Source organism: Pseudomonas sp. 8_5_2 (assembly GCF_059295255.1).
The window spans coordinates 4,859,773-4,885,595 of record NZ_CM181238.1 but is presented as its reverse complement, the minus strand read 5'-3'; the positions used below and the strand labels follow the sequence as shown (position 1 = coordinate 4,885,595).

Genomic DNA, 25,823 nt, shown 5'->3' with positions numbered 1-25,823 from the left:
TCTTCGCGGCGGTTCGACGCCTCGATGAAGCCGCTGGTACAGCAGGCTTACTTCACTTCAACTGCCAGGCTCTCGGCAATCTTACTCTGCCACAGGGCAGGGCCAGTGATGTGTACCGACTCACCGTTGCTGTCTACAGCGACGGTAACCGGCATGTCCTTGACGTCGAACTCGTAGATCGCTTCCATGCCCAGCTCGGCGAAGGCCAGCACCTTGGACTTGCGGATGGCCTGGGCCACCAGGTAGGCAGCGCCGCCGACGGCCATCAGGTACACGGCCTTGTTGTCCTTGATCGCCTCGATCGCGGTCGGGCCACGCTCGGACTTGCCGATCATGCCCAGCAGGCCGGTCTGCTCGAGGATCTGGCGGGTGAACTTGTCCATGCGGGTGGCGGTGGTCGGGCCAGCCGGGCCTACCACTTCGTCACCCACCGGGTCGACCGGGCCAACGTAGTAGATGAAGCGGCCTTTCAGGTCGACCGGCAGTTCTTCGCCACGGTTGAGCATTTCGACCATGCGCTTGTGGGCGGCATCGCGGCCGGTCAGCATCTTGCCGTTGAGCAGGATGGTCTCGCCCGGCTTCCAGCTGGCCACTTCTTCCGGGGTGATGTCGTCGAGGTTGACGCGACGGGCGCTCGGGCCGGCTTCCCAGACGATTTCCGGGTAGGCGTCCAGCGACGGCGCTTCCAGCTCGGCCGGGCCGGAGCCATCGAGCACGAAGTGCGCGTGCCGGGTGGCGGCGCAGTTGGGGATCATGCACACCGGCAGGGAGGCGGCGTGGGTCGGGTAGTCCATGATCTTGACGTCGAGCACGGTGGTCAGGCCACCCAGGCCCTGGGCGCCGATGCCCAGCTGGTTGACCTTGTCGAACAGCTCCAGGCGGATTTCCTCGATGCGGTTCTGCGGGCCACGGGCTTTCAGTTCGTGGATGTCGATGGACTCCATCAACACTTCCTTGGCCATGACCGCAGCTTTCTCGGCGGTGCCGCCGATGCCGATGCCAAGCATGCCAGGCGGGCACCAGCCAGCGCCCATGGTCGGCACGGTCTTCAGTACCCAGTCGACGATCGAGTCGGACGGGTTCAGCATGGCCATCTTCGACTTGTTCTCCGAGCCGCCGCCTTTGGCTGCGACATCGACCTCGACCTTGTCGCCGGGGACGATGGAGTAGTGGATCACTGCCGGGGTGTTGTCCTTGGTGTTCTTGCGGGCACCGGCCGGGTCGGCCAGGATCGAAGCACGCAGGACGTTTTCAGGCAGGTTGTAGGCGCGACGCACACCTTCGTTGATCATGTCGTCGACGCTCAGGGTGGCGCCGTCCCAGCGCACGTCCATGCCCACGCGCACGAACACGGTGACGATACCGGTGTCCTGGCAGATCGGGCGGTGGCCGGTGGCGCACATGCGCGAGTTGATCAGGATCTGGGCAATGGAATCGCGTGCAGCAGGCGACTCTTCACGCAGATAGGCCTCGTGCATGGCCTGGATGAAATCGACGGGGTGGTAGTACGAGATGAATTGCAGGGCGTCGGCGACGCTCTGAATCAGGTCGTCTTGCTTGATCACGGTCATGCAGCGCGCTCCTCTTAAAGACGGGAACATTCATAGAGACGCTCGACGGTGCCGACCAGCATGTCGAAACGCCTTGCAAAGGCGCGCCGGCAGCATGGCCGACGCAAAAGGCGCGGCAGTATAGCGTGCCTCTGGGTGTGAAACACCTGCGCGTGGTCTGGACCTTGGTCGGCAAGGCGCAGGCATCCTTTTTGCTGGTATTGCCCGCTTGGCATACAGTGGCCTGATGAACGATGGAGAAACACCGACCATGCCGGAACTTTGCGTGGGCGAACGCCGCTGGGTGGTGCCGACCGGCAGCAACCTGCTCGATGCCCTGAACGACGCCGGGCTGCACGTCCCCTATAGCTGCCGCGCCGGCAGCTGCCATGCCTGCCTGGTGCATTGCGAGGTGGGCCAGCCGCTGGATGCCATGCCCGAGGCCCTGGCGCTGGACAAACATGCCCTGGGCTGGCGCCTGGCCTGCCAGTGCCGGGTGGTCGAAGACCTGCGCGTGGCGCTGTTCGACCCGCGGCGCGATGGTGTACCAGCCCAGGTCAGTGCGCTGGACTGGTTCGGCGATGTGTTGCGGGTGCGCCTGCGCCCGGAGCGGGCGCTGCGCTATCAGGCGGGGCAGCATGTGGTGTTGTGGCTGGGCGAGGCCGCGCGGCCTTATTCCTTGGCCAGCCTGCCGGGTGAGGATGATTACCTTGAATTTCATATCGATTGCCAGCGCCCAGGCGATTTTTGCGACAGGGCCCGGGGGCTGAAGCTCGGGGACACGCTGCGGCTGGGCGAACTCAGGGGCGGGGCGTTGCACTACGACCCGGACTGGCAGGAGCGGCCACTGTGGCTGCTGGCGGCCGGTACCGGTCTGGCACCGTTGTGGGGCATCTTGCGCGAGGCGTTGCGCCAGGGGCATCGGGGGCAGATTCGGGTGGTGCATGTGGCACGGGACCGTGCTGGGCATTATCTGGCCGAGGCGCTGATGCAACTGCAAGGCGTGGATGTCGAACTTGTGCTGGCGGAGCAGATGGATGAAGCGCTGGCGCGGTTGCGGCCGTCATCGCGGCAGACGCTGGCGCTGGTGTGCGGAGCGCCGGGGAGTGTCGAGCGGTTTGCCCGACGGCTGTTCATTGCCGGGGTGCCGCGGGGGCAGGTGTTTGCTGATGTGTTTGTGGAGCATGTCTGAAAGCCGGGAGGGCGTTGCCCTCCTTTCGCGACACAAGGCCGCTCCTACCGGGGAATGCATAACCCTTGTAGGAGCGGCCTTGTGTCGCGAAGGGCCGCAAAGCGGCCCCTTTCAAGCTAAGGATCAGCCGACCAGCGGATCGCCAACGTGCAGGATCTTCATGCCATTGGTGCCACCGATGGTGTGGTAGCTGTCACCTTTGGTCAGGATCACCCAGTCGCCTTGCTGCACCAGGCCACGCTGGAGCAGTTCGTCGACCGCCGCCTGGCTCACCTTGTCGGCCGGCAGCGAGGCCGGGTCGAAGGCGATCGGGTACACGCCGCGGAACATCGAGGCGCGCGCCTGGGTGGCGCGGTGCGGCGACAGTGCGTAGATCGGCACGTGCGAACGCAGGCGCGACATGATCAGCGGGGTGTAGCCGCTTTCGGTCAGGGCGATGATCGCCTTCACGCCCGGGAAGTGGTTGGCGGTGTACATGGCCGCCAGGGCGATGCTTTCGTCGCAGCGCTCGAAGGTGGTGTGCAGGCGATGGCTGGACTTCTGGCTGGTCGGGTGCTTTTCAGCACCCAGGCAGATGCGGGCCATGGCCTGGACGGCTTCGATCGGGTAGGAACCGGCGGCACTTTCGGCCGACAGCATCACCGCGTCGGTGTTGTCGAGCACGGCGTTGGCCACGTCGGACACTTCGGCACGGGTCGGCATCGGGTTCTGGATCATCGACTCCATCATCTGGGTCGCCACGATCACCGCCTTGTTGTTGCGGCGGGCGTGCTGGATGATCTTCTTCTGGATGGCGATCAGCTCGGCATCGCCGATTTCCACACCCAGGTCGCCACGGGCAACCATCACTGCGTCGGAAGCGGCGATCAGCTTGTCGAGGGTTTCATCGTCGGCAACGGCTTCGGCGCGTTCGATCTTGGACACCAGCCAGGCGCTGCCGCCGGACTCGTCGCGCAGCTTGCGCGCGTATTCCATGTCGCTGGCGTCACGCGGGAAGGAAACGGCCAGGTAGTCCAGGTCCATTTCTGCGGCCAGCTTGATGTCGGCCTTGTCTTTTTCGGTCAGGGCCGGTGCGGTCAGGCCGCCACCTTTGCGGTTGATGCCTTTGTGGTCCGACAGCGGGCCACCGATGATCACCACGCAGTGCAGGGCATCAGCGGTAGCAGTCTCGACGCGCATGACCACACGGCCATCGTCGAGCAGCAGTTCGTCACCTACGCCGCAGTCCTTGACCAGATCGGGGTAGTCGATACCGACGATGTCCTGGTTGCCTTCGGTCAGCGAGTGAGCGGTGGAGAAGGTGAACTTGTCACCGATCTTCAATTCGATGCGCTTGTTGGCGAACTTGGCGATGCGGATCTTCGGGCCCTGCAGGTCGCCCAGCAGTGCGACATGGCGGCCGTTCTTGGCAGCGATTTCGCGGATCAGGCGGGCGCGGGCCTTGTGCTCGTCCGGGGTGCCGTGGGAGAAGTTCAGGCGCGCCACGTCCAGGCCGGCAAGGATCAGTTGTTCGATCACTTCCGGCGAGTTGCTGGCGGGGCCAAGGGTGGCGACGATTTTGGTACGGCGGATGGTCATGCACAGACTCCTATAGTGAAGCGCAGCGAAAGGCTACTCCTGAATCTCGCTGTAGTCATTGTTCGGTTGCACTACCTGCGACCAAGGCAGGGTGGCATTTGAACGGGCAGGGTATCCTTGCAAAACGGTGTGAAGATTTGCAGGCAAGCGCCGATACACTGGCATCAAAGGAGATCCCCATGCGAGCCCTGATCGTTTTCGCCCTGGCCGCCAGCGCCGTCGGCTGCACCCGCTGGTCCATGGACCACCACCTGAACAATGCCTATCGCGCCTACGACCGTGGCGACTGCCAGCGGGTGATGCTGGAGCTGTCCCAGGTCGACCGCACCAGCCGCGCCCGACCGTTCATCCACCCCGAGGTTTCGCTGCTGCGCGGCCAGTGCCTGGAGCGCCAGGCGCTGTACGTGGATGCTGCGCAGACCTACCAGTACCTGATCCAGCAATACCCGGGCAACGAATATGCCTATCGGGCGCAGGCACGCCTGCAAACCCTTGAAAAGCTCGGCCATTACCGTGGTGGGGAAGCGGCGGTGGCCAACCCGGTGACGACTGCACCTTGGCGATAACACCAAGGTGTGATTTATTTCACGGGATTTGCGGCGCGCCCTGCGCTAATCTGTAACTCAGCTGTTACAACAACCGCCAGTTCCACGTATTCCTGGCTCAGGTACGGAATGCACTTGCGATCATGTTCAACAAGCGCCACATCGAACGTCACCAACTGCCTTGTGTCCTCAAGGTATTCAACCGCTTTACCGGCCAGGCGCTCGGCCAGCTGGGCAATGCCTCCGAAGACGGGTTGATGGTCATCAGCCAGCTGCCAGTGCTGGTAGGGCCAGATTACGAACTGCAATTGCGCTTGCCACTGGTCGGCGGCGGGCACCAGTTTGTCAACCTGACGGCCAGCTGCCTGTGGTGCCGCGAGGACCAGACGCCGGGGCACTACGACTCGGGCTTCATGCTGTTGCAAGCACCGCGCGAATACGATGAATTCGTTCGCTCATTGCGGGAGTATTTCAGTTTCCTTCCTGCCGACGCTTCGGTTTGAGGCTGCGTTAGAATCGGGTCGACCTCGATACAGGACGACCCCGTGACCTCCAGCATATTCTGGCACGACTACGAAACCACCGGCATCAACCCGCGCTGCGACAGGCCGCTGCAGGTGGCCGGCGTGCGCACCGACTTCGACCTCAACGAGATCGACGATCCGATCAGTCTTTATTGCCGGCCCTCCGACGACATCCTGCCGCACCCGGCCGCCTGCCTGGTGACCGGCATCACTCCGCAGCAGCTGGCCGAACACGGCCTGTGCGAAGCCGAGTTCATGACCCGGGTACACGCGCAACTGGCGCAACCGGGTACCTGTGGCGCTGGCTACAACACCCTGCGCTTCGACGACGAAGTGACGCGCTACAGCCTGTACCGCAACTTTTTCGACCCCTACGCGCGTGAATGGCAGGGCGGCAACAGCCGCTGGGACCTGATCGACATCGTGCGTACAGCCTATGCACTGCGCCCGGACGGTATTCACTGGCCGCAACAGGACGGGCGTACCAGCCTGCGCCTGGAGCTGCTGAGCAAGGCCAATGGCATTGACCATGGGCATGCCCACGAAGCGCTTTCCGACGTGCGGGCAACCATTGCCCTGGCCCGACTGATCCGGCAGCAACAGCCCAAATTGTATGACTGGCTGTTCCAGTTGCGCAGCAAGCACAAAGTGATGGAGCAGGTCCGTCTGTTGCAGCCACTGGTGCATATATCCGGGCGCTTTTCGGCAGCACGTAGTTACTTGGGCGTGGTATTGCCGTTGGCCTGGCACCCGCGTAACCGCAATGCGCTGATTGTCTGCGACCTGCATCAGGAAACCCTGCCGCTGCTGACGGAAAGTGCTGAAGTACTGCGCCAGCGGTTGTATACGCGCCACGAAGAACTGGCCGAGGGTGAATTACCGGTGCCGCTCAAACTGGTACAGATCAACCGCTGTCCGGTACTGGCGCCATTGTCGGTATTGCGCCCGGCCGATCAACAACGCCTGGGCCTGGACTTGACGTTGTTACAATTGCGCGGCGAACAGTTGGCTAATCAACAGGCGCAATGGCAAGACAAGCTGGAACACATCTTCGGCCCGGAAGACTTTGCCCCGAGTGAAGACCCGGAACAGCAGTTGTATGCTGGTTTTCTGGGTGACCGGGACCGGCGCTTATGCGAGCAAGTTCGTGCGCTGGAACCGGCGCAGTTGGGCCGCGGGCAATGGATGTTCGATGACCCGCGTCTGCCGGAATTGTTGTTCCGCTATCGGGCGCGTAACTTTCCGGATACCTTGACCGGCGAAGAGCAGCAACGTTGGTTTGGCTTCTGCCAGCAGCGCCTGAGCGAGCCACAGTGGGGCGCGCCGAATACCTTGGGCGACTTTGCAAAGGCGTGCCAGCAAGCCTGGGATGGCGCCGACGAGGCGGGCCGGGGTGTGCTGGAGGCCTGGCAAGTGCATGCACGGCAATTGCAGGCACAATTTGCAATTGGCTGAGAGCAGACAAACAAAAACGCCGGCAATGTGCCGGCGTTTTTGTTGAGCGAAGCAAAAGGCGGAGGCGGAAAATCAGTCCAGCAGGGTCGCCCAGCTTTCAACCACATCGCCGCCCCAGTTGGCTTTCCACTCTTTCAGGGTTTTGTGGTTGCCGCCTTTGGTTTCGATCACTTCACCATTGTGCGGGTTCTTGTATTGCTTGACCTTGCGCGCACGCTTGGTGGCAGTAGTCTTGACGGCGCCGCGTGGGGCCTTGCTCAGTTTCGACTCTGGGTCGAGCAGGGCAATCACGTCGCGCAGCGACTTGGAGTACTCGCCCATCAGCGTGCGCAGTTTGCCTTCGAACTCCAGTTCTTTCTTCAGCTTGTCATCCTGCGACAGGTTGGCCAGGCGGGCCTGAAGTTCCTTGATGGCTTCTTCGGTAGCGCGGTACTCGTTGATCAGGGACATGGAGTGTTCCTTAATGCGTGTTCAGAAATGTGTGGGGCAATAATAGACAGCCGATACTCGCAAGTAAACATAATATTGGCCAGTTAACTGCTAATTAAGCTGTGACAATATTTCTCTACGTGAACAAAAATTTACATAAATACCGTGCATGTGGTCATGTCTGTCAGACATTGCCCTCAAGCATCTGGCGACCTGGGCGCGCCATCGCGGCTACGATCAATACTGCGTTTTTTCTGGCGGGCCGCTAGAATGAGCGCCTTTGCGAAGTTCTGGAGTCTCATTCATGCGCACCTATCGTCTGGTGATCGCCTGCCCCGACCGTGTTGGCATCGTGGCGAAAGTCAGTAATTTCCTGGCCCTGTACAATGGCTGGATCAACGAAGCCAGTCACCACTCCGATGAGCAGAGCGGCTGGTTCTTCATGCGTCATGAAATCCGCGCCGAATCGTTGCCGTTCGGTATCGAGGCCTTCCGCGAAGCGTTTGCGCCGATTGCCGAAGAGTTCTCCATGACCTGGCGGGTTACCGACTCTGCGCAAAAGAAGCGCGTCGTGCTGATGGCCAGCCGCGAGTCGCATTGCCTGGCCGACCTGTTGCACCGCTGGCACACCGATGAACTGGACTGCGAGATCCCGTGCGTGATCTCCAACCATGACGACCTGCGCAGCATGGTCGAGTGGCACGGTATTCCGTTCTTCCATGTACCCGTCGACCCCAAGGACAAGGCCCCGGCCTTTGCCGAAGTATCGCGCCTGGTTCAGGAGCACACTGCCGACGTGGTGGTGCTGGCCCGCTACATGCAGATCCTGCCGCCGCAGCTGTGCCAGGACTACGCCGAGAAGGTCATCAACATCCACCACAGCTTCTTGCCCTCGTTTGTCGGTGCCAAGCCGTACCACCAGGCTGCCTTGCGTGGCGTGAAGCTGATCGGCGCAACCTGCCATTACGTGACCGAAGAACTGGACGCCGGCCCGATCATCGAGCAGGACGTGGTGCGTGTCAGCCATGCCGACAGCATCGAGGACATGGTCCGCTTTGGCCGCGATGTCGAGAAGATGGTGTTGGCCCGTGGCTTGCGTTATCACCTGGAAGACCGCGTGCTGGTACATGGCAACAAGACGGTAGTGTTTGACTGATTGCGCAGGGGGCGCAAAGCGCCCCCCAGCACATCTGAGGGAGACACCAATGCCCGGACAGCGCAACCAACCCACCGCTTCACCCCCACCTACGCTCGGCGAAGGCTGCCTGGCCCGTTTCGACCCTGAAGCCCTGGCCGACACCGACGGTACCGATTTCCCGGGCGCTGTCGAACTCTGGCAGCAGCTCAACCCGCCTGGCGCCGCCAGCGCTCCAGCAACGGACGCGCCAGCAGGCACACAAACACCGGCCCACCCGCCAGCAGGTAGAAGTAGTAGGTAACCGCCCGCCATATCAGGATCGCCGCAGCCGCGGTCGAACTGCCCACCAGTGGCGTCAGCAGGCTGGCCGAAGTCAGCTCGGCGGCACCGGCCCCTCCCGGTAGCAGGCTGAACTGCCCTGCACTGAGCGAGAGCATCTGCACCAGGAAGCTGGGGATCCACGCCAGGTCCACGCCCAGCCCCCGCAACACCAGGTACAACACGCTGTAGCGAAGGCTCCAGTGTGCGCAGGTCAGGGTGAACACCAGGGTCAGCGTGCGCTTGGGCAGGCGCCAGGTCTGCGCCAGCGCATCAATGAAGTGCAGTACTTTGCGCGCCCAGCGGCGTTGGCGCTGTCGGCCTACGCCCAGGCGCTGCAGCAGCCTGCCGTTGACGCGCATCACCGTGCGCCGGTAGCGCAATAGCCCGATCAACCCGGCCAGCGCCGTGCACAACATCAATGCACTGCCCAGCAGCATGCTCTGCTGGCTACGCCCCAGGCTGTGAAACAGCGCGTAGCCAGCAATCGCCAGCATCGCGCAGAAGAAGAACACCAGGTCGTTCAACTGGTCCATGGCGAACACTGCACCGCTGTGCGCCGGGCGTATGCGGTCGCGTGATAGCAGGGCCATCAAGGTCAACGGCCCGCCGCTGCCACCGGGCGTGGTGCAGATCGCGAACTCGGTGGCCATCACCACGCCCAGGCTGCGCATGGGCCCCAGCCGTGCGCCATGCTGGCCGAGCAGCAGGCGCAGACGGATGGCATTGATCACCCAGCACAGCAGGATCATGCCCAGCAGGGTCAGCAGCAGTGTCGGGTCGAAGCGCTGCAGCCTCGGCAGCAGTTCGCTGCCGCCGAGCAAGGTTGGCACCAGCACCGCGCCAAGCAATGCCAGGCCGAGCCAGGCCAGGCGGTTCATGCGTTGGCCCGGCTGTCCAGCCAGGCCGACTTGGTCAGTGGTTGACGGCCTTGGGCCAGCAAGGTTTGCACGGTGTTCAGCCAGTACTCGCGGGATGTGCGGTGGCGCATGTCTACCGGGTGCAGGCCAAGGCGCAAGGTGTCGGCATCGCGCCAGCGTCGGCATTGCCAGTCGCAGAGCACTCGCGAGAGACCGCGACGCCATGCGCTGCGGGCGCTCCAGACCAGCCCCGGGGCTTCGATGGCAGTGAAATCCGGCAGCCGGTACAGGTGCTGCGGCGTGCTGGTGTAGCGCAGCGGCAGGCTGCGCAGAGCCTGGCGGGTGCCTTCGCTCATCAGCCAGGCCGGTGCGACAAAGCCCGCTACCGGCCAGCCCTGCTGGCTGAACAGCGCCAGCCCAGCTTCCAGGCGCTGCAGGGCCTGTTGCTGGTCGAGGGCATAGAACTCGCCTTCGTGGGTGTAGATGCGGCGCATGAAGTATTCGCCTGGCGTGCGCGGTGGTGGGCCGCTGTCGGCATGATAAAAGCCATGCAGGGCCAACTCGTCGCCCTGCGCCAGGCGTTGTTCCAGCAGGTGGCAGAAGGATGGCGAGCGCTGCAAGGGATTACGCTGGTGGAAGTCCGGAACCACCAGCCAGGTCATGGGGATGCCGCCGATGGCATCGATGGCCTGGACGAACGGTTGGTAGTCTGGCCAGGTCTCCGGCGCGACATCGTGCAGCACCAGCATCAGGCTGGGCGGTCCCGGCATGGGCTCAGCCATGCGCGCGGACCTGCGGCTGGTGGCCAAGCACGGCCTGGTAGTGCTGCAGCAGGCCGGCCACCACGTTGTCCCAGGAATAGTGTTGCTCCACGTGGTTGCGCGCCTGGGTGCCGAGGGTTCGCACGCCTGCCTCGAACGCTTCGCGCACGGCCGCCGCCATGGCCTGGCCATCGTTGGGGCGACACAAGCGCCCGCACTGTTCGTTGACGATTTCACTGAAAGCCCCGGCGCGCACAGCCACCACCGGTGTAGCGCTGGCCATCGCTTCGAGAATCACCAGGCCGAAGGTTTCCTGGTCGCCAGCGTGCACCAGCAGGTCGGCGCTGGCCATCAGCCTGGCCACTTCAGGCGCCGGGCAGAACCGGTTGATCACGCTGACGTTGCGCGGCACGTTGGCGGGCATATTCGAACCCACCAGCAGCAGGTGATAGGGGCGGCCCAGCTGCTGCATGCAGTCGAGCAGCACGGGCAGGTTCTTTTCGCGCGAGCCGCGGCCGGCATAAATCAGCAAGCGGCTGGTGTCGGCAATGCCCAGTTCGGCGCGCAGCCGCGGGTCGCGTTGCTCGGGGTTGAAAGTGGTCAGGTCTACGCCCAAGGGTTGCACATGTACGTCGCGCACCCCCAGGCGGCGAAGTTTGTCGGCCATTACCTGGCTAGGGGCCAGCACCCGGTCGAAATTGCCATACAGTTTGCTGACATAGGCTTCGACATTGGGGGTGAACCAGTTGCCCATGCGGTTGCTGACCAGCAGCGGCAGGTCGGAATGGTAGAAGCCGATCACCGGTACGTCGAGCTGGCGACGGGCTTCGAGCGCTGCCCAGGCGGTCAGGTAGGGGTCGCCGACTTCGATCAGGTCGGGTTTGAGCGTGCGCAGCGTGTTGCACCACGGCGCCAGTCGCAGCGGGAAGCGGTAGCCTTTGCCGAATGGCAGGGGAGGGGCAGGTACCTGATAGATACCGTCGCCGTGCTGGGCACTGGCACCGGGTATCAGCAGGCTGTGGCGTACGCCGTGGATGGCATCGAGGCGGCGGTGTTTGGCATCAAGATAGGTACGTACGCCGCCGCTGGCGGGGGCGTAGAACATGGTGATGTCGGCAATGTGCACGATCAGCATCCCTCCGGGATCGTCTTCGGGTCTGTCATCCGGCGGTTATGAGCCGGCGATGACGCGCCTTAAAGTTGACCTGTGTGAAGGATAGTTTGTTCGATCGGGTTGGGTGGCAGGACTGGAGCAAGAACTCCAGCCCTGCAGGCGACGCTGTCAGATGCGGAAACTGCCCACCAGCTGCTTCAGCCGGCCAGCCTGCTGCTCCAGGTCGGTGCACGCGCGCAGGGTGGCCTGCAGGTTCTCCACGCCTTCCTGGTTGAGCATGTTGATTTCGTTGATGTCCATGTTGATCGCTTCTACCACGGCGGTCTGCTCTTCGGTGGCGGTGGCCACCGACTGGTTCATGCCGTCGATCTCGCCGATGCGCACAGTGACGCTGTCCAGGCGTTCGCCGGCCTGGTTGGCGATCTGCACGCTGTCCTGGCTGTGGCGCTGGCTCTGGTCCATGGTCTCGACCGACTCGCGAGCGCCAACCTGCAGCTCTTCGATCATGGTCTGCACCTGCTGCGCCGACTCCTGGGTGCGGTGTGCCAGGTTGCGCACTTCATCGGCAACCACCGCAAAGCCACGGCCGGCTTCACCGGCACGGGCCGCTTCGATGGCGGCGTTCAGCGCCAGCAGGTTGGTCTGCTGGGAGATGCTGGTGATCACTTCGAGGATCTGGCCAATGTTGACGGTCTTGTTGTTCAGCGTCTCGATGTGCGCGCTGGAGCTGACGATCAGGTCGGACAGGCGGTTCATCGCCGCAATATTGCGCTCTACCACCTGCTGGCCCTCTTCGGCCAGCAGCCGCGCCGAGCTTGCGTGCTGCGAGGCCTGGGCGGCGTTGCCGGCAATTTCCTGGGCGGCGGCGCCCAGTTCGTTGATCGCGGCGGCCACGCTGTTGGTGCGGTTGGATTGCTCATCGGAATTGGTCATCGACGAGTTCGAGGCGCTCATCACCCGCAGGGCCACTTCGTTGACCTGCTCGGTGGCCGAGGACACTTCACGGATACTGCTGTGAATGCGCTCGACAAAGCGGTTGAAGGCGCTGCCCAGGATGCCGAACTCGTCGTGGTTATGGATGCGCAGGCGCTTGGTCAGGTCGCCTTCGCCTTCGGCGATGTCTTCCATGGCACGGGTCATGGTGTGCAGCGGCTGCATCAGCACGCGGATCAGCAGGCCAAGCAGGCCGATGATGATCACCACCGCCACCACCGTGGCAATCACTGCCGAGGTGCGGAAGGTGCTGAGCATCGCGAAGGCTTTGTCCTTGTCCACCGACAGGCCGATGTACCAGTTGGCCGACGGCAGCCCGGTGATCGGGGTGAAGGTCAGCAGCCGGGTCTGGCCCTCGCTCTGCACTTCGGTCAGCTCACCGGTCAATCGGGGGGTGTGCTGGGGGAACAGATCGGAGAGCGATTTCATCACCAGGTCTTGGTCCGGGTGCACCAGGATCTTGCCCTGGTCGTTGACCAGGAAGGCGTAGCCCATGCCGCCGAAGTTCAGCGAGTTGATGATCTGCACCAGCCCGTCCAGGGCCAGGTCGCCACCCACCACGCCGACACTGCTGGACACCTTGCTGAGGATGCCGATGACCATCTTGTTGGTGGTCATGTCGATGTACGGCTCGGTCAGGGTTGCGCCGGCGGCGTTCATGCCGTCCTTGTACCAGGGGCGCGGGCGTGGGTCGTAGCCGTCGGGCATTTTCGTATCCGGGCGCACGCTGAAGCCGCCGTCGACCTTGCCCAGGTATACAGTAAGGAAGCTGGAAATCAGCGCATTCTGGCCCATCAGGTTTTCCGCATTGGCCGGGTCCTGGGCAATGTTCTGCGCCAGGTTCTCCACCAGTTTGATACGGCCTTCGAACAGGTTGCGGATGTTGGTCGAAGTGGAGGCGCCCATTTCAGCCAGATAGTTTTCCAGGTCCTCGCGGATCGCATTACGCTGGAGGTAATCGTTGTAGAGGGTGAACAGGCTGAAGGCGAGTATCACGATCAGTGATGCTGCGAAAAGAATCTTGTGGCTGAAACGAAGGCTTTTGTTCATGGCGTAATCGGTTCCGCTAAGGTTTTATATCAGGCGTTCGCACGAGTGGAGCGGCAAGGCCGTGCAACATGCCGAAAAGTCCCTTTTCGGTTGTTCCTCTCTATTTAAGGCGAATATCACCCACGGGTATCGGCCGAATTAAGCCAAAGCTTGAGCAGAGGATTAAAGAGATGTCGGAATCTTCGACCATCGTTGTAGGTGCAGGCCCGGAAGGCCAACCCGTCGGGCAAGCCATGCGGCTGGCCAATCGTCACGGTCTGGTAGCGGGTGCGACGGGTACTGGCAAGACCGTTACCCTGCAGCACCTGGCGGAAGTGTTCAGCGACGCCGGGGTGGCGGTGTTCGCCGCTGACGTCAAAGGCGACCTTTGCGGCCTGGGGGCAAGCGGTGCGCCGCAGGGCAAGGTAGCAGAGCGCATTGCCGGCATGCCCTGGCTGGGGCATACGCCCCGCGCGTACCCGGTAAGCTTGTGGGATATCGCCGGGCAGTCCGGCCACCCGCTGCGCACCACCCTCAGTGAAATGGGGCCGCTGTTGCTGGGCAACTTGCTGGAGCTGACAGACAGCCAGCAGGCGGCGCTGTATGCGGCATTCAAGGTGGCCGACCGCGAAGGCTTGCTACTGCTCGACCTCAAGGACCTCAAAGCGCTGCTCGCGCACCTGAAAGACAACCCGCAAATGCTTGGCGAAGACAGCGCGCTGATGACTTCGGGGTCTACCCAGGCCTTGTTGCGCCGCCTGGCAACTCTGGAGCAGCAAGGGGCCGAGGCTTTGTTCGGCGAACCGGCGTTGCAACTGGAGGACCTGCTGCGACCGGACGCGGACGGCCGTGGTCGCATCCACTTGCTGGATGCCAGCCGGCTGGTGCATGAGGCGCCCAAGGTCTATGCGACCTTCCTGTTGTGGCTGCTGGCCGAGTTGTTCGAGCAGTTGCCCGAGCGCGGCGATGCCGACAAACCGGTGCTGGCGTTGTTCTTCGATGAAGCGCACTTGCTGTTCAACGGTACGCCCAAGGCGTTGCAGGAGCGTCTGGAGCAGGTGGTACGGCTGATCCGTTCCAAGGGGGTGGGGGTGTACTTCGTCACCCAGTCGCCGGGGGACTTGCCGGATGCTGTGCTGGCCCAGTTGGGGTTACGTATCCAGCACGGCTTGCGGGCGTTTACTGCCAAGGAACAGAAATCCCTGCGGGCGGTGGCCGATGGCTTCCGCCCCAACCCGGCGCTCGACACCCTGGCGGTGCTGACCGAGCTGGGGATCGGTGAGGCGCTGGTAGGTACGCTGGAAGAGAAGGGCACGCCGGCCATGGTGCAGCGTGTGCTGATAGCACCGCCGCAGTCGCGGATCGGGCCGTTGAGTGCAACCGAGCGCAGTGCGCTGATTGCCGCTTCGCCGCTGGCGGGGCGTTATGACAAACCAGTGGACCGTGAATCGGCCTATGAAATGCTGACCCAGCGCAAGGGCGAGGCAGTGGAGCCGGCGCCGCAGCCCAAGGCTGATGAAGAGAGCTTTGCCGACAAGGCCGGCGAGTTTCTGCAGGGGGCGGCGGGGCAGGCGATCAAGTCGGCAGTGCGCCAGGCGGCCAACCAGTTGGGCCGGCAGTTGGTGCGCGGTTTGATGGGGTCATTGTTGGGGGGCAAGAAGCGCTAGTTTGCCTATGCCTCTTCACAGGACCAGCGAGCATGAAAAAGGCGCCCGAAGGCGCCTTGATCTATTGCTGCATCACTCAGCCAATGGCTTTGGACGCCAGCCAGAACAGGCCGGCCGCCAGGCCCATCGATGCGGGCAGCGTCAGTATCCAGGCCAGCAGGATGGTCTTCACGGTGCCGCCTTGCAGACCGCTCTTGTTGGCAACCATGGTGCCGGCAACGCCGGACGACAGCACGTGGGTGGTCGATACCGGCAGCGCGAACACGTTGGCCATGCCGATGGCGCAGGCGGCAGTGATCTGTGCCGACATGCCCTGGGCGTAGGTCATGCCCTGCTTGCCGATTTTCTCGCCAACGGTCAGCACGACGCGCTTCCAGCCGACCATTGTGCCCAGGCCCAGGGCCAGGGCAACGGCCACGATCACCCAGAACGGGGCGTATTCGGTGGTAGCGGTCAGGTCTTTGCGCAGTTTTTCCAGGTCGGCCTTTTCACGGGCGTCCAGGCCAGGCAGTTTGCCAACCTTCTTCGCCGTGTCATCCAGGCACAACAGGTAGCGGCGTACTTCGACGCGCTTGTCGGCATCCAGGCTGTGGTAGTCGGTCACGCCCTGCAGCGAGGACTGCAGCGCGGCGATGGTCGGCTCGGTCTGCTGCGGGTTGCAGCTGAACTGCTCTGGCAGGTCGCTGGACTTGGCCTTGCCCAGTGCCAGGAACTCGCCCAGCGTGCTGGCGTTGCGCTGGTAGAACTGGCTCATGTGCAGCGTGGCGTCGCGGGTACGCTCGATCTGGTAGGTCGTGCTGTTCAGGTCGAGCACGAACTTGGCCGGCACGATACCGATCAGCACCAGCATGATCAGGCCAATGCCTTTCTGGCCATCGTTGGAGCCGTGCACGAAGCTCACGCCCATGGCCGAAACCACCAGCACCATGCGGTTCCAGAACGGCGGGTGCTTCTTGTCATCGAGCTTGCGGCGCTGCTCGGGGGTTTTGTGCATCTTCGACAGCGGGCGCCACCACTTCAGGCCGAGCAACACCAGGGCGGCAACGGCAAAGCCGGCCATTGGCGAGACCACCAGTGACATGGCGATATCGATCGCCTTCTGCCAGTTGACGCCGTCGCCCAGTGGGATGTCGTTGATCAGGGCGTTGGCCAGGCCGACGCCGAGGATGGAGCCGATCAGCGTGTGCGAGCTGGAGGCGGGGATACCAAAGTACCAGGTGCCCAGGTTCCAGGTGATGGCCGCGGCCAGCAACGAGAAGACCATGGCCAGGCCGTGTCCGGTGTTCACATTGATCAGCAGCTCGACCGGCAGAAGGTGCACGATGGCGTAGGCCACCCCCACACCGCCAAGCAGCACGCCAAGGAAGTTGAACACGCCGGAGAAGAACACGGCGAGGTGCGGTGGCATGGCTTTGGTATAGATGACGGTAGCTACCGCGTTGGCGGTGTCATGAAAGCCATTGATGAACTCGAAGGCGAGTACGAAGGTCAAGGCGAGCAGGAGGCTCACCAACACCCAGGCATCCAGTCCGCTGAATAAATCGATCATGAAGGTTGTCTGGCGGTCTTAGGGGGGCGGGATTATGCCAGAAAATGTTGGCAATCGATGCACCCGGTGCAGACCGATATCGATCTTCGTGGGCGGAACGTAATTTGCAGTGCGGTGCAGAAGGGCAGGGTAATGTCTGCTAAAAAACGCGAAAAATAGCGAAAAAAGGTGTTAAAGCAAGGAAAAATCCGACTGGCCATTATTCAAACAGTTGTATGAAATTTGTGAAATTCCATTTCATGTGAGGCCTGGCAGTAAAAATCGACCGCGCCCGGGCTGGCCGGGCGACGACGCGCTGGCGTGGCCCCGGGGTCAGGGAGCGTCGCTGCGCTGTTCCTTTTCCATACGTTCCAGTTCCTGGCTGAACGCCTGGTCGCGCACGCTGGCACGCTTGCGCCAGGGTTTGCGTTCCGGTTCCGGTTGTGCGGCGTAAGTGGTGACTTCACCACCGTAAACATCCTTGTAACGTTCAGCCTGGCGCTCGAGTTCCGCGCGCAGTTCATCTTTCGTCACATGTAGTACCTGAATGAAGTGTTGATCACTGTAGTTATGCATCGTGCAACGTGCATAGGCAACGCCAGCGTTGTGGCCGGCACATTCGATTATAGCAACCGATAATTCGGCGAACATCGTTATTTACTCCGCCCTGACATCATCAGACGCAATTAATCAACAGTGTCCGTTAACCAGGAAGCTTGCGTAGATGTTGAAACGCAAGAGCGGCAAAAGTTCGTCGCTATGGGCGGGTGCGGCCTTAACGAAAAACGGCCTCGCCGAAAGGCGAGGCCGTTGCCTGGGGACTTCTACGGTGGGTACCTGACCAGTCTCTCCAAAGAAGCCACAAGTGGCACGAGAAAGGTATAAGCAAAAGTGTCAGCGGTCAATTGCGATTATCGGTCGTTTGTTCGATAATCGCACGAACCGGCGTTTTTTTTGAGGTGTGCGATGAGTGACGAAACCTTGGGCAGCGATTCGGGCAACCCGGAGGCGGAACGGCCTGCTTCGGCTGCCATGGCGCCGCCAATCGTGGCGTCCCCGGCCAAGCGTATCCAGGCCTTTACCGGCGACCCGGATTTCATGACCTCGCTGGCACGTGGCCTCGCGGTGATCCAGGCTTTCCAGGAGCGCAAGCGCCACCTGACCATCGCCCAGATCAGCCACCGTACCGAGATCCCTCGCGCGGCAGTGCGTCGGTGCCTGCACACGTTGATCAAGTTGGGTTATGCCACCTCCGACGGGCGCACGTATTCGCTACTGCCCAAAGTGCTGACCCTTGGGCATGCCTACCTTTCGTCCACACCACTGGCCATCTCTGCCCAGCCTTATCTGGACCGCATCAGCGACCAGCTGCATGAAGCGGCCAACATGGCCACGCTGGAAGGCGACGACATTCTTTATATAGCCCGTTCGGCCACGGTGGAGCGGCTGATTTCGGTCGACCTGTCGGTGGGCGGGCGCTTGCCGGCTTATTGCACGTCGATGGGGCGCATCCTGTTGGCGGCCATGGACGACACCAGCCTGCGTGAGTACCTGGAGCGTGCCGACCTGAAGGCGCGCACCAGCCGTACCCTGCATGACCCGGAGTCGCTGTTCGCCTGCGTTCAGCAGGTGCGTGCACAGGGCTGGTGCGTGGTCGACCAGGAACTGGAGCAGGGCCTGCGCTCGATTGCGGTGCCGATCTATGACGCTTCCGGGCAGGTGTTGGCGGCCCTGAATGTAAGTACCCATGTGGGACGGGTGACGCGCAGTGAGCTGGAGCAGCGCTTCTTGCCAATTCTGCTGGCGGCCAGCCGGGACCTTTGCCATCAGTTGTTCGGCTGAGGCCGACGCGCTGCAAAGCGGCCCTGGGTCCGAACAGGTAAAACCCTTTCCTGTGCGATAAACGCACAGTGTCGTTCCGGGTGAATTGCGTCCAGCGCGCCCGCTGATTAATGTCTCTCGCAACGGTCGGCTGTGCCGACCGAACAAGAAAAACATAGAGGCACATACCATGAATACTGTCCCCTCGCTGCTGCGGCCGCACCCGCATGCAGTACCGTTGTATCCAGGCTGACGCAGGCCACATTACCTATTCATCGCTTTCTGTGCCGGCTACCCGCGTGCAGTGGCCTGGCTGTGCCCTTCATTCTGGATAACAACAATGAACCACGCGCAAAGCAACGTCGGCAAAAGCCTCGACGTCCAGTCGTTTATCAATCAGCAGCCTTTGTCCCGCTACCAGTGGCGGGTCGTGTTGCTGTGCTTCCTGATCGTCTTTCTCGATGGCCTGGACACCGCCGCCATGGGCTTCATCGCCCCGGCCCTGTCGCAGGAGTGGGGGATCGACCGGGCCAGCCTCGGCCCGGTCATGAGCGCCGCATTGATCGGCATGGTGTTCGGTGCCTTGGGTTCCGGGCCGCTGGCCGACCGTTTTGGCCGCAAGGGCGTGCTGGTGGGCGCGGTACTGGTGTTCGGCGGTTTCAGCCTGGCCTCGGCCTATGCCAGCAACGTCGATCAACTGCTGGTGCTGCGTTTTCTGACTGGCCTGGGCCTTGGCGCCGGCATGCCCAATGCCACCACGCTGCTGTCTGAATACACCCCTGAACGCCTCAAGTCGCTGCTGGTGACCAGCATGTTCTGCGGCTTCAACCTGGGCATGGCCGGTGGTGGCTTCATATCGGCCAAGATGATCCCCGCCTACGGCTGGCACAGCCTGCTGGTCATCGGCGGGGTACTGCCGTTGCTGCTGGCGCTGGTGCTGATGGTCTGGCTGCCAGAGTCGGCGCGCTTTCTGGTGGTACGCAACCGAGGCACAGACAAGATACGCAAGACCCTGGCGCCAATCGCACCGCAGGTGGTGGCCGAGGCCGGCAGCTTCAGCGTGCCGGAACAGAAGGCCGTGGCCGCGCGCAACGTGTTTGCGGTGATCTTCTCCGGTACCTACGGCCTGGGGACCGTATTGCTGTGGCTGACCTATTTCATGGGCCTGGTGATCGTCTACCTGCTGACCAGCTGGCTACCAACCTTGATGCGCGACAGCGGCGCAAGCATGGAGCAGGCCGCGTTCATCGGTGCGTTGTTCCAGTTTGGTGGTGTCCTCAGTGCCGTCGGCGTGGGCTGGGCCATGGACCGCTTCAATCCGCACAAAGTGATCGGCATTTTCTACCTGCTTGCGGGTGTATTTGCCTACGCCGTTGGGCAAAGCCTGGGCAACATCACGCTATTGGCGACCTTGGTGCTGATTGCCGGGATGTGCGTGAACGGTGCGCAGTCGGCGATGCCTTCGCTGGCGGCACGCTTCTACCCGACCCAGGGCCGTGCCACGGGTGTATCGTGGATGCTCGGCATCGGCCGCTTTGGTGCAATTCTCGGGGCCTGGAGTGGCGCGACGCTGTTGGGCCTGGGCTGGAATTTCGAACAGGTGCTGACGGCGCTGCTGGTACCCGCCGGGCTTGCTGCGGTAGGTGTGATCGTGAAGGGGCTGGTGAGCCACGCTGACGCAACCTGAAGCTTTGAGGCCGCTCCGGCCCCTGTCGGAGCGGCCTTGCGTCGCGATGGGTTGCGCAGCAGCTGCAAATGGAAATAAATAGCAGGACAACAAATTGTTCGATAACCGCCCAAATAGTCGATTATCGGATTGTAAGCTACCCGCCACCCTCCTTAATCTGAGCGCATCGAAGCACCCTGACCAGGAGCCTCCAGATGTCCGCAAATGCCCGGCTTGGCCGACACTCTGCAGACACCCCCTAACCCATACCGCCGCGGCCCACGGCCGACTGGCAGGAGAAGCCTGATGCACGATGTATTCATCTGTGATGCCATCCGTACCCCCATCGGCCGCTTCGGTGGCGCCTTGGCCGGTGTGCGCGCCGACGACCTGGCGGCGGTGCCGCTGAAGGCGCTGATCGAGCGCAACCCTGGCGTACAGTGGGACCAGGTTGACGAAGTGTTCTTCGGCTGCGCCAACCAGGCCGGTGAAGACAACCGCAACGTGGCACGCATGGCGCTGCTGCTGGCCGGCCTGCCAGAGAGCATCCCGGGCGTTACCCTGAACCGCCTGTGCGCGTCGGGCATGGATGCCATCGGCACTGCCTTCCGTGCCATCGCCAGCGGCGAAATGGAGCTGGTGATTGCCGGCGGCGTCGAATCGATGTCGCGGGCTCCGTTCGTCATGGGCAAGGCCGAAAGCGGCTACTCGCGCAACATGAAACTCGAAGACACCACCATCGGCTGGCGCTTCATCAACCCGCTGATGAAAAGCCAGTACGGTGTGGACTCCATGCCGGAAACCGCCGACAACGTGGCCGATGATTACCAGGTTTCGCGTGCTGACCAGGACGCTTTCGCCCTGCGCAGCCAGCAGAAGGCCGCCGCCGCCCAGGCCGCTGGCTTCTTTGCCGAAGAAATCGTCCCAGTGCGGATCGTGCACAAGAAGGGCGAAACCATCGTCGAGCGCGACGAGCACCTGCGTCCCGAAACCACGCTTGAGGCCCTGACCAGGCTCAAGCCGGTCAACGGCCCGGACAAGACCGTCACCGCCGGCAACGCCTCGGGCGTGAACGACGGTGCGGCGGCAATGATCCTGGCTTCGGCCGACGCGGTGAAGAAACATGGCCTGACCCCACGTGCCCGAGTGCTGGGCATGGCCAGTGGCGGTGTCGCACCGCGGGTGATGGGCATCGGCCCCGTGCCGGCGGTACGCAAGCTGACCGAGCGGCTGGGCGTGGCAGTGAGTGATTTCGATGTGATCGAGCTCAACGAAGCCTTCGCCAGCCAAGGCCTGGCGGTGCTGCGTGAGCTGGGTGTGGCCGACGATGCGCCGCAGGTGAACCCCAACGGCGGCGCCATCGCCCTGGGCCACCCGCTGGGTATGAGCGGTGCGCGCCTGGTACTGACGGCGCTTCACCAGCTGGAAAAGAGCGGTGGGCGCAAGGGCCTGGCGACCATGTGTGTGGGCGTCGGCCAAGGTTTGGCGCTGGCCATCGAACGGGTTTGAACTGTACCGGCCTCTTCGCGGGTAAACCCGCTCCCACAGGAAAAGCGTTGCCCACTGCACAATGTTGACCTGTGGCGGCGGGTTTACCCGCGAAGGGGCCGGTACATTCGACTCAAGGCCAATTGCCAGCCCGATAGCGGAACGAGTGTGTTACCAGGTATGTCTAGACTTATCTGGAACCCTCCTGGAGTAAAACCGTCATGACCTCAACCTATTACACCGGCGAAGAACGCAGCAAGCGCATCTTCGCTATCGTCGGTGCCTCTTCAGGCAACCTGGTGGAATGGTTCGACTTCTACGTCTATGCCTTCTGCGCGATCTACTTCGCCCCGGCGTTCTTCCCCTCCGACGACCCCACCGTGCAGCTGTTGAACACGGCAGGTGTGTTTGCGGCCGGCTTCCTGATGCGCCCCATCGGTGGCTGGATCTTCGGTCGCCTGGCTGACCGCCATGGTCGCAAGAATTCCCTGATGATCTCGGTGCTGATGATGTGCTTCGGCTCGCTGATGATCGCCTGCCTGCCCACCTATGCCAGCATCGGTGCCTGGGCCCCGGCGCTGCTGTTGCTGGCCCGCCTGATCCAGGGCCTGTCAGTGGGCGGTGAGTACGGCACCACGGCCACCTACATGAGCGAGGTCGCCCTGCGCGGGCAACGTGGCTTCTTTGCCTCTTTCCAGTACGTCACCCTGATCGGCGGCCAGTTGCTGGCGGTGCTGGTGGTGGTGATCCTGCAACAGCTGCTGACCGAAGACGAACTGCGCGCCTGGGGCTGGCGTATTCCGTTCGTGGTCGGTGCCATCGCCGCGCTGATCTCACTGATGCTGCGCCGCTCGCTGCACGAGACCAGCAGCGCCGAAACCCGCCAGGACAAGGACGCAGGGTCTATCAAGGGCCTGTTCCGTCACCACACGGCAGCCTTCATCACCGTGCTGGGCTATACCGCCGGCGGCTCGCTGATCTTCTACACCTTCACCACCTACATGCAGAAGTACCTGGTGAATACCGCGGGCATGTCGGCGAAGAGCGCCAGTTTCGTGATGACCGGTGCGTTGTTCCTGTACATGGTCATGCAGCCGTTCTTCGGTATGCTCTCCGACCGTATCGGCCGACGTAACTCGATGCTGCTGTTCGGTGCGCTGGGTACGCTGTTCACGGTGCCGTTGCTGATGGCGCTGAAGACTGTAAGCAGCCCGTTCATGGCCTTCGTGCTGGTCACCCTGGCGCTGTGTATCGTCAGTTTCTACACCTCGATCAGCGGCCTGGTGAAGGCCGAGATGTTCCCGCCGCAGGTGCGTGCGCTGGGCGTCGGCCTGGCTTACGCGGTTGCCAACGCGATATTTGGCGGTTCAGCCGAATACGTGGCCCTGGGCCTGAAGACCCTGGGTATGGAAAACACCTTCTACTGGTACGTGACGGCGATGATGGCGATCGCGTTCCTGTTCAGCCTGCGCCTGCCCAAGCAGGCGGCGTACCTGCACCATGATGATTAAGGAAGTTGCATGAGCAACCAACTGTTCGACGCCTACTTCACGGCGCCTGCCATGCGCGAGGTGTTTTCCGACCGCGGCCGCCTGCAGGGCATGCTCGATTTCGAAGCGGCGCTGGCACGGGCCGAAGCCGCTGCCGGGCTGGTCCCGCACAGCGCGGTGGCGGCCATCGAAGCGGCGTGCGACGCCGAGCGTTATGAGGTTGGCGCGCTGGCCAATGCCATTGCCACTGCGGGCAATTCGGCGATCCCGCTGGTGAAAGCGTTGGGCAAGGTGATCGCCAGCGGTGTACCCGAGGCCGAGCGCTATGTGCACCTGGGGGCCACCAGCCAGGACGCGATGGACACCGGCCTGGTCCTGCAGTTGCGCGATGCCCTGGAGCTGATCGAAAGCGACCTTGGCAGACTGGCCGAGACCCTGTCACAACAGGCCCTGATGCATGCCGATACGCCGATGGTAGGGCGCACCTGGCTGCAACACGCCACCCCGGTGACCCTGGGCATGAAACTGGCCGGTGTGCTGGGCGCCGTGACCCGCCACCGCCAGCGTTTGCAGGAGCTGCGCCCGCGCCTGCTGGTGCTGCAGTTTGGCGGTGCCTCGGGCAGCCTGGCGGCGTTGGGCAGCAAGGCGATGCCGGTGGCCGAGGCGCTGGCCGAGCAGCTCAAGCTCAGCTTGCCCGAGCAGCCCTGGCACACCCAGCGCGACCGCCTGGTGGAGTTTGCCTCGGTGCTTGGCCTGGTGGCCGGCAGCCTGGGCAAGTTCGGCCGCGATGTCAGCCTGCTGATGCAAACCGAAGCGGGGGAGATGTTCGAGCCTTCCGCGCCCGGCAAGGGCGGCTCCTCGACCATGCCGCACAAGCGCAACCCGGTCGGTGCCGCGGTGCTGATCGGTGCCGCCACCCGCGTACCCGGCCTGGTCTCGACGCTGTTCAGTGCCATGCCTCAGGAGCACGAGCGCAGCCTTGGCCTGTGGCATGCCGAATGGGAAACCCTGCCGGAGATCTGCTGCCTGGTGTCTGGTGCCCTGCGCCAGGCCCAGTTGATTGCCGAGGGCATGGAAGTGGATGCCGCGCGCATGCGCCGTAACCTCGACCTGACACAGGGCCTGGTGCTGGCTGAAGCGGTAAGCATTGTCCTCGCCCAGCGCCTGGGCCGCGACCGCGCCCATCACCTGCTGGAGCAGTGCTGCCAGCGCGCGGTCGCCGAGCAGCGCCACCTGCGTGCCGTACTGGGTGACGAACCGCAGGTCAGTGCCGAGCTGTCCGCTGAAGAACTCGATCGCTTGCTCGACCCCGCCCATTACCTGGGCCAGGCCCGCGTCTGGGTGGCGCGCGCCGTATCCGAACATCAACGTTTTATTGCCTGAAGGAGACCGCTGTGGCGCACTTGCAACTGGCCGATGGCGTTTTGAACTACCAGATTGATGGCCCGGAGAACGCCCCGGTGCTGGTCCTGTCCAACTCGCTCGGCACTGACCTGGGTATGTGGGACACCCAAATTCCGCTGTGGAGCCAGCACTTCCGGGTGCTGCGCTACGACACCCGTGGTCATGGCGCCTCGCTGGTCACAGAAGGGGCCTACAGCATCGAACAGCTGGGCCGCGACGTGCTGGCCTTGCTCGATGGCCTGGACATCGCCAAGGCGCACTTTGTCGGCCTGTCGATGGGCGGCCTGATCGGCCAGTGGCTGGGGATCAATGCTGGCGAGCGCCTGCACAGCCTGACCCTGTGCAACACCGCCGCCAAAATCGGCAATGACGAGGTGTGGAATACCCGTATCGACACCGTGCTCAAGGGCGGCCAGCAGGCCATGGTCGAGCTGCGCGATGCCTCGATCGCCCGCTGGTTCACCCCGGGCTTTGCCCAGGCCCAGCCCGAGCAGGCCCAGCGCATCTGCCAGATGCTGGCGCAAACCAGCCCGCAAGGCTACGCCGGCAACTGCGCGGCAGTGCGCGATGCCGATTACCGCGAGCAACTAGGCCGCATCCAGGTGCCGGCGCTGATCGTTGCCGGCACCGAAGACGTGGTTACCACCCCCGAGCATGGCCGCTTCATGCAGGCCGGTATCAACGGTGCGGAGTATGTCGACTTCCCGGCAGCGCACTTGTCCAACGTCGAGATCGGCGAGGCGTTCAGCCGCCGCGTCCTTGACTTCCTGCTGGCTCACTGAGGGCACCGCCATGGACGAGAAACAACGTTACGAAGCGGGCATGCAAGTGCGCCGTGCGGTGCTGGGCGATGCCCACGTCGACCGCAGCCTGGAAAAGCTCAACGACTTCAACGGCGAGTTCCAGGAAATGATCACCCGCCACGCCTGGGGTGATATCTGGACCCGCCCGGGCCTGCCACGGCATACCCGCAGCCTGATCACCATCGCCATGCTGATCGGCATGAACCGCAACGATGAGCTGAAGCTGCACCTGCGCGCGGCGGCCAACAACGGCGTCACCCGCGACGAGATCAAGGAAGTGCTGATGCAGAGCGCGATCTACTGCGGCATTCCGGCGGCCAATGCCACCTTCCACATGGCCGAGTCGGTATGGGATGAGCTGGGCGTAGAGTCACGTAGCTGATCGGTGTGGGAGCGGGTTCACCCGCGAATGCGGTGGAGGCGACAACGGTGAATGCCCAAGGATAGTGGCCGGCAGGTCCGGCCTCTTC

Annotated in this window: 21 protein-coding genes and 2 pseudogenes; 13 read left to right on the top strand and 10 right to left on the bottom strand. The window is 63.0% G+C overall.

Going from position 1 to position 25,823, the window contains the following annotated elements; genetic code table 11:
* Window positions 1-47: 47 nt before the first annotated feature.
* Window positions 48-1,571: a fumarate hydratase gene (locus AC5O5R_RS22330; RefSeq protein WP_172231519.1), complete on the bottom strand. Its 1,524-nt coding sequence runs from the start codon at window positions 1,569-1,571 to the stop codon at window positions 48-50.
* A 250-nt stretch (window positions 1,572-1,821) separates the two neighbouring features.
* Here AC5O5R_RS22330 and AC5O5R_RS22325 point away from each other — a divergent pair, with 250 nt between their 5' ends.
* Window positions 1,822-2,742 carry an iron-sulfur-binding ferredoxin reductase gene (locus AC5O5R_RS22325; RefSeq protein ID WP_172285667.1) on the top strand — a complete coding sequence of 307 codons (921 nt, stop codon included), beginning with the start codon at window positions 1,822-1,824 and terminating at the stop codon, window positions 2,740-2,742.
* A gap of 123 nt (window positions 2,743-2,865) precedes the next feature.
* Here the strand turns inward: AC5O5R_RS22325 and pyk are convergent, their stop codons facing one another.
* Window positions 2,866-4,320 carry a pyruvate kinase gene (gene pyk, locus AC5O5R_RS22320; RefSeq protein ID WP_172230953.1) on the bottom strand — a complete coding sequence of 485 codons (1,455 nt, stop codon included), beginning with the start codon at window positions 4,318-4,320 and terminating at the stop codon, window positions 2,866-2,868.
* Between the two features lie 179 nt (window positions 4,321-4,499).
* Between pyk and AC5O5R_RS22315 the strand changes: the two genes are divergently transcribed.
* From AC5O5R_RS22315 to sbcB, 3 genes are all read left to right on the top strand, one after another.
* Window positions 4,500-4,886 (top strand): tetratricopeptide repeat protein, encoded by a 387-nt coding sequence (locus tag AC5O5R_RS22315; protein WP_172230950.1) that lies wholly within the window; start codon window positions 4,500-4,502, stop codon window positions 4,884-4,886.
* Window positions 4,887-5,008: 122 nt separating this feature from the next.
* Window positions 5,009-5,368, top strand: coding sequence for a PilZ domain-containing protein (locus tag AC5O5R_RS22310; protein ID WP_172230947.1), 360 nt, complete (start codon window positions 5,009-5,011; stop codon window positions 5,366-5,368).
* A 42-nt stretch (window positions 5,369-5,410) separates the two neighbouring features.
* Window positions 5,411-6,844, top strand: a complete 1,434-nt coding sequence (sbcB, locus tag AC5O5R_RS22305; protein WP_172230944.1) for an exodeoxyribonuclease I — start codon at window positions 5,411-5,413, stop codon at window positions 6,842-6,844.
* A 72-nt stretch (window positions 6,845-6,916) separates the two neighbouring features.
* Here sbcB and mvaT read toward each other — a convergent pair whose 3' ends face one another.
* Window positions 6,917-7,294 (bottom strand): histone-like nucleoid-structuring protein MvaT, encoded by a 378-nt coding sequence (gene mvaT, locus AC5O5R_RS22300; protein ID WP_172230942.1) that lies wholly within the window; start codon window positions 7,292-7,294, stop codon window positions 6,917-6,919.
* Window positions 7,295-7,577: 283 nt separating this feature from the next.
* On the opposite strand from mvaT, the gene purU reads away from it, so the two are divergent.
* On the top strand, window positions 7,578-8,429 hold the full coding sequence (gene purU / locus AC5O5R_RS22295; RefSeq protein WP_172285666.1) for a formyltetrahydrofolate deformylase: 852 nt from the start codon (window positions 7,578-7,580) through the stop codon (window positions 8,427-8,429).
* Between the two features lie 188 nt (window positions 8,430-8,617).
* On the opposite strand, the gene gpgF is transcribed toward purU, so the two are convergent.
* From gpgF to AC5O5R_RS22270, 5 genes and pseudogenes are all read right to left on the bottom strand, one after another.
* Window positions 8,618-9,610: a glucosaminyl phosphatidylglycerol flippase gene (gpgF, locus tag AC5O5R_RS22290; RefSeq protein ID WP_172232542.1), complete on the bottom strand. Its 993-nt coding sequence runs from the start codon at window positions 9,608-9,610 to the stop codon at window positions 8,618-8,620.
* Window positions 9,607-10,371 carry an N-acetylglucosaminyl phosphatidylglycerol deacetylase gene (gene gpgD / locus AC5O5R_RS22285; protein WP_172232545.1) on the bottom strand — a complete coding sequence of 255 codons (765 nt, stop codon included), beginning with the start codon at window positions 10,369-10,371 and terminating at the stop codon, window positions 9,607-9,609. The genes gpgF and gpgD overlap by 4 nt, the downstream gene beginning before the upstream one ends.
* Window positions 10,364-11,485, bottom strand: coding sequence for an N-acetylglucosaminyl phosphatidylglycerol synthase (gene gpgS, locus AC5O5R_RS22280; protein WP_172285664.1), 1,122 nt, complete (start codon window positions 11,483-11,485; stop codon window positions 10,364-10,366). Before gpgS ends, gpgD begins: the two co-directional genes overlap by 8 nt.
* Before the next feature lie 147 nt (window positions 11,486-11,632).
* A pseudogene (locus tag AC5O5R_RS22275) lies at window positions 11,633-12,229 on the bottom strand (methyl-accepting chemotaxis protein); the annotation flags it as partial.
* A gap of 261 nt (window positions 12,230-12,490) precedes the next feature.
* Window positions 12,491-13,507, bottom strand: a pseudogene (locus AC5O5R_RS22270) (cache domain-containing protein); the annotation flags it as partial.
* 170 nt (window positions 13,508-13,677) lie between these two features.
* Here AC5O5R_RS22270 and AC5O5R_RS22265 point away from each other — a divergent pair.
* On the top strand, window positions 13,678-15,153 hold the full coding sequence (locus AC5O5R_RS22265; protein WP_172227501.1) for a helicase HerA-like domain-containing protein: 1,476 nt from the start codon (window positions 13,678-13,680) through the stop codon (window positions 15,151-15,153).
* A gap of 76 nt (window positions 15,154-15,229) precedes the next feature.
* Here AC5O5R_RS22265 and AC5O5R_RS22260 read toward each other — a convergent pair whose 3' ends face one another.
* A complete protein-coding gene (locus tag AC5O5R_RS22260) occupies window positions 15,230-16,702 on the bottom strand; it encodes an inorganic phosphate transporter (RefSeq protein WP_172227503.1) in 1,473 nt (490 codons plus the stop codon).
* A gap of 312 nt (window positions 16,703-17,014) precedes the next feature.
* Complete coding sequence (locus AC5O5R_RS22255; RefSeq protein ID WP_172227509.1) at window positions 17,015-17,215, bottom strand: hypothetical protein; 201 nt, start codon at window positions 17,213-17,215, stop codon at window positions 17,015-17,017.
* A gap of 432 nt (window positions 17,216-17,647) precedes the next feature.
* On the opposite strand from AC5O5R_RS22255, the gene pcaR reads away from it, so the two are divergent.
* The 7 genes from pcaR to pcaC all read left to right on the top strand — a co-directional run bounded on the left by pcaR (window position 17,648) and on the right by pcaC (window position 25,735).
* Window positions 17,648-18,523, top strand: coding sequence for a pca regulon transcriptional regulator PcaR (gene pcaR, locus AC5O5R_RS22250; protein WP_372242438.1), 876 nt, complete (start codon window positions 17,648-17,650; stop codon window positions 18,521-18,523).
* Window positions 18,524-18,842: 319 nt separating this feature from the next.
* Window positions 18,843-20,189, top strand: a complete 1,347-nt coding sequence (gene pcaK / locus AC5O5R_RS22245; protein ID WP_172227505.1) for a 4-hydroxybenzoate transporter PcaK — start codon at window positions 18,843-18,845, stop codon at window positions 20,187-20,189.
* Window positions 20,190-20,471: 282 nt separating this feature from the next.
* Window positions 20,472-21,677 carry a 3-oxoadipyl-CoA thiolase gene (gene pcaF, locus AC5O5R_RS22240; RefSeq protein ID WP_172227513.1) on the top strand — a complete coding sequence of 402 codons (1,206 nt, stop codon included), beginning with the start codon at window positions 20,472-20,474 and terminating at the stop codon, window positions 21,675-21,677.
* Between the two features lie 200 nt (window positions 21,678-21,877).
* Window positions 21,878-23,167 (top strand): MFS family transporter, encoded by a 1,290-nt coding sequence (locus AC5O5R_RS22235; protein ID WP_172227507.1) that lies wholly within the window; start codon window positions 21,878-21,880, stop codon window positions 23,165-23,167.
* A 9-nt stretch (window positions 23,168-23,176) separates the two neighbouring features.
* On the top strand, window positions 23,177-24,529 hold the full coding sequence (locus AC5O5R_RS22230; RefSeq protein WP_494514754.1) for a 3-carboxy-cis,cis-muconate cycloisomerase: 1,353 nt from the start codon (window positions 23,177-23,179) through the stop codon (window positions 24,527-24,529).
* An 11-nt stretch (window positions 24,530-24,540) separates the two neighbouring features.
* A complete protein-coding gene (gene pcaD / locus AC5O5R_RS22225) occupies window positions 24,541-25,332 on the top strand; it encodes a 3-oxoadipate enol-lactonase (protein WP_172232359.1) in 792 nt (263 codons plus the stop codon).
* Between the two features lie 10 nt (window positions 25,333-25,342).
* Window positions 25,343-25,735, top strand: a complete 393-nt coding sequence (gene pcaC / locus AC5O5R_RS22220) for a 4-carboxymuconolactone decarboxylase (protein WP_172232362.1) — start codon at window positions 25,343-25,345, stop codon at window positions 25,733-25,735.
* Window positions 25,736-25,823 lie beyond the last annotated feature (88 nt).

Bases quoted from the DNA above. Each gene is read 5' to 3' on its own strand.
- AC5O5R_RS22330 (WP_172231519.1), bottom strand. From the start codon at position 1,571: ATGACCGTGATCAAGCAAGACGACCTGATTCAGAGCGTCGCCGACGCC.
- AC5O5R_RS22325 (WP_172285667.1), top strand. From the start codon at position 1,822: ATGCCGGAACTTTGCGTGGGCGAACGCCGCTGGGTGGTGCCGACCGGC.
- pyk (WP_172230953.1), bottom strand. From the start codon at position 4,320: ATGACCATCCGCCGTACCAAAATCGTCGCCACCCTTGGCCCCGCCAGC.
- pcaC (WP_172232362.1), top strand. From the start codon at position 25,343: ATGGACGAGAAACAACGTTACGAAGCGGGCATGCAAGTGCGCCGTGCG.
- AC5O5R_RS22310 (WP_172230947.1), top strand. From the start codon at position 5,009: ATGTTCAACAAGCGCCACATCGAACGTCACCAACTGCCTTGTGTCCTC.
- purU (WP_172285666.1), top strand. From the start codon at position 7,578: ATGCGCACCTATCGTCTGGTGATCGCCTGCCCCGACCGTGTTGGCATC.
- AC5O5R_RS22315 (WP_172230950.1), top strand. From the start codon at position 4,500: ATGCGAGCCCTGATCGTTTTCGCCCTGGCCGCCAGCGCCGTCGGCTGC.
- AC5O5R_RS22265 (WP_172227501.1), top strand. From the start codon at position 13,678: ATGTCGGAATCTTCGACCATCGTTGTAGGTGCAGGCCCGGAAGGCCAA.
- pcaR (WP_372242438.1), top strand. From the start codon at position 17,648: ATGAGTGACGAAACCTTGGGCAGCGATTCGGGCAACCCGGAGGCGGAA.
- AC5O5R_RS22230 (WP_494514754.1), top strand. From the start codon at position 23,177: ATGAGCAACCAACTGTTCGACGCCTACTTCACGGCGCCTGCCATGCGC.
- AC5O5R_RS22260 (WP_172227503.1), bottom strand. From the start codon at position 16,702: ATGATCGATTTATTCAGCGGACTGGATGCCTGGGTGTTGGTGAGCCTC.
- pcaK (WP_172227505.1), top strand. From the start codon at position 18,843: ATGAACCACGCGCAAAGCAACGTCGGCAAAAGCCTCGACGTCCAGTCG.
- mvaT (WP_172230942.1), bottom strand. From the start codon at position 7,294: ATGTCCCTGATCAACGAGTACCGCGCTACCGAAGAAGCCATCAAGGAA.
- gpgS (WP_172285664.1), bottom strand. From the start codon at position 11,485: ATGCTGATCGTGCACATTGCCGACATCACCATGTTCTACGCCCCCGCC.
- AC5O5R_RS22235 (WP_172227507.1), top strand. From the start codon at position 21,878: ATGACCTCAACCTATTACACCGGCGAAGAACGCAGCAAGCGCATCTTC.
- gpgD (WP_172232545.1), bottom strand. From the start codon at position 10,371: ATGGCTGAGCCCATGCCGGGACCGCCCAGCCTGATGCTGGTGCTGCAC.
- gpgF (WP_172232542.1), bottom strand. From the start codon at position 9,610: ATGAACCGCCTGGCCTGGCTCGGCCTGGCATTGCTTGGCGCGGTGCTG.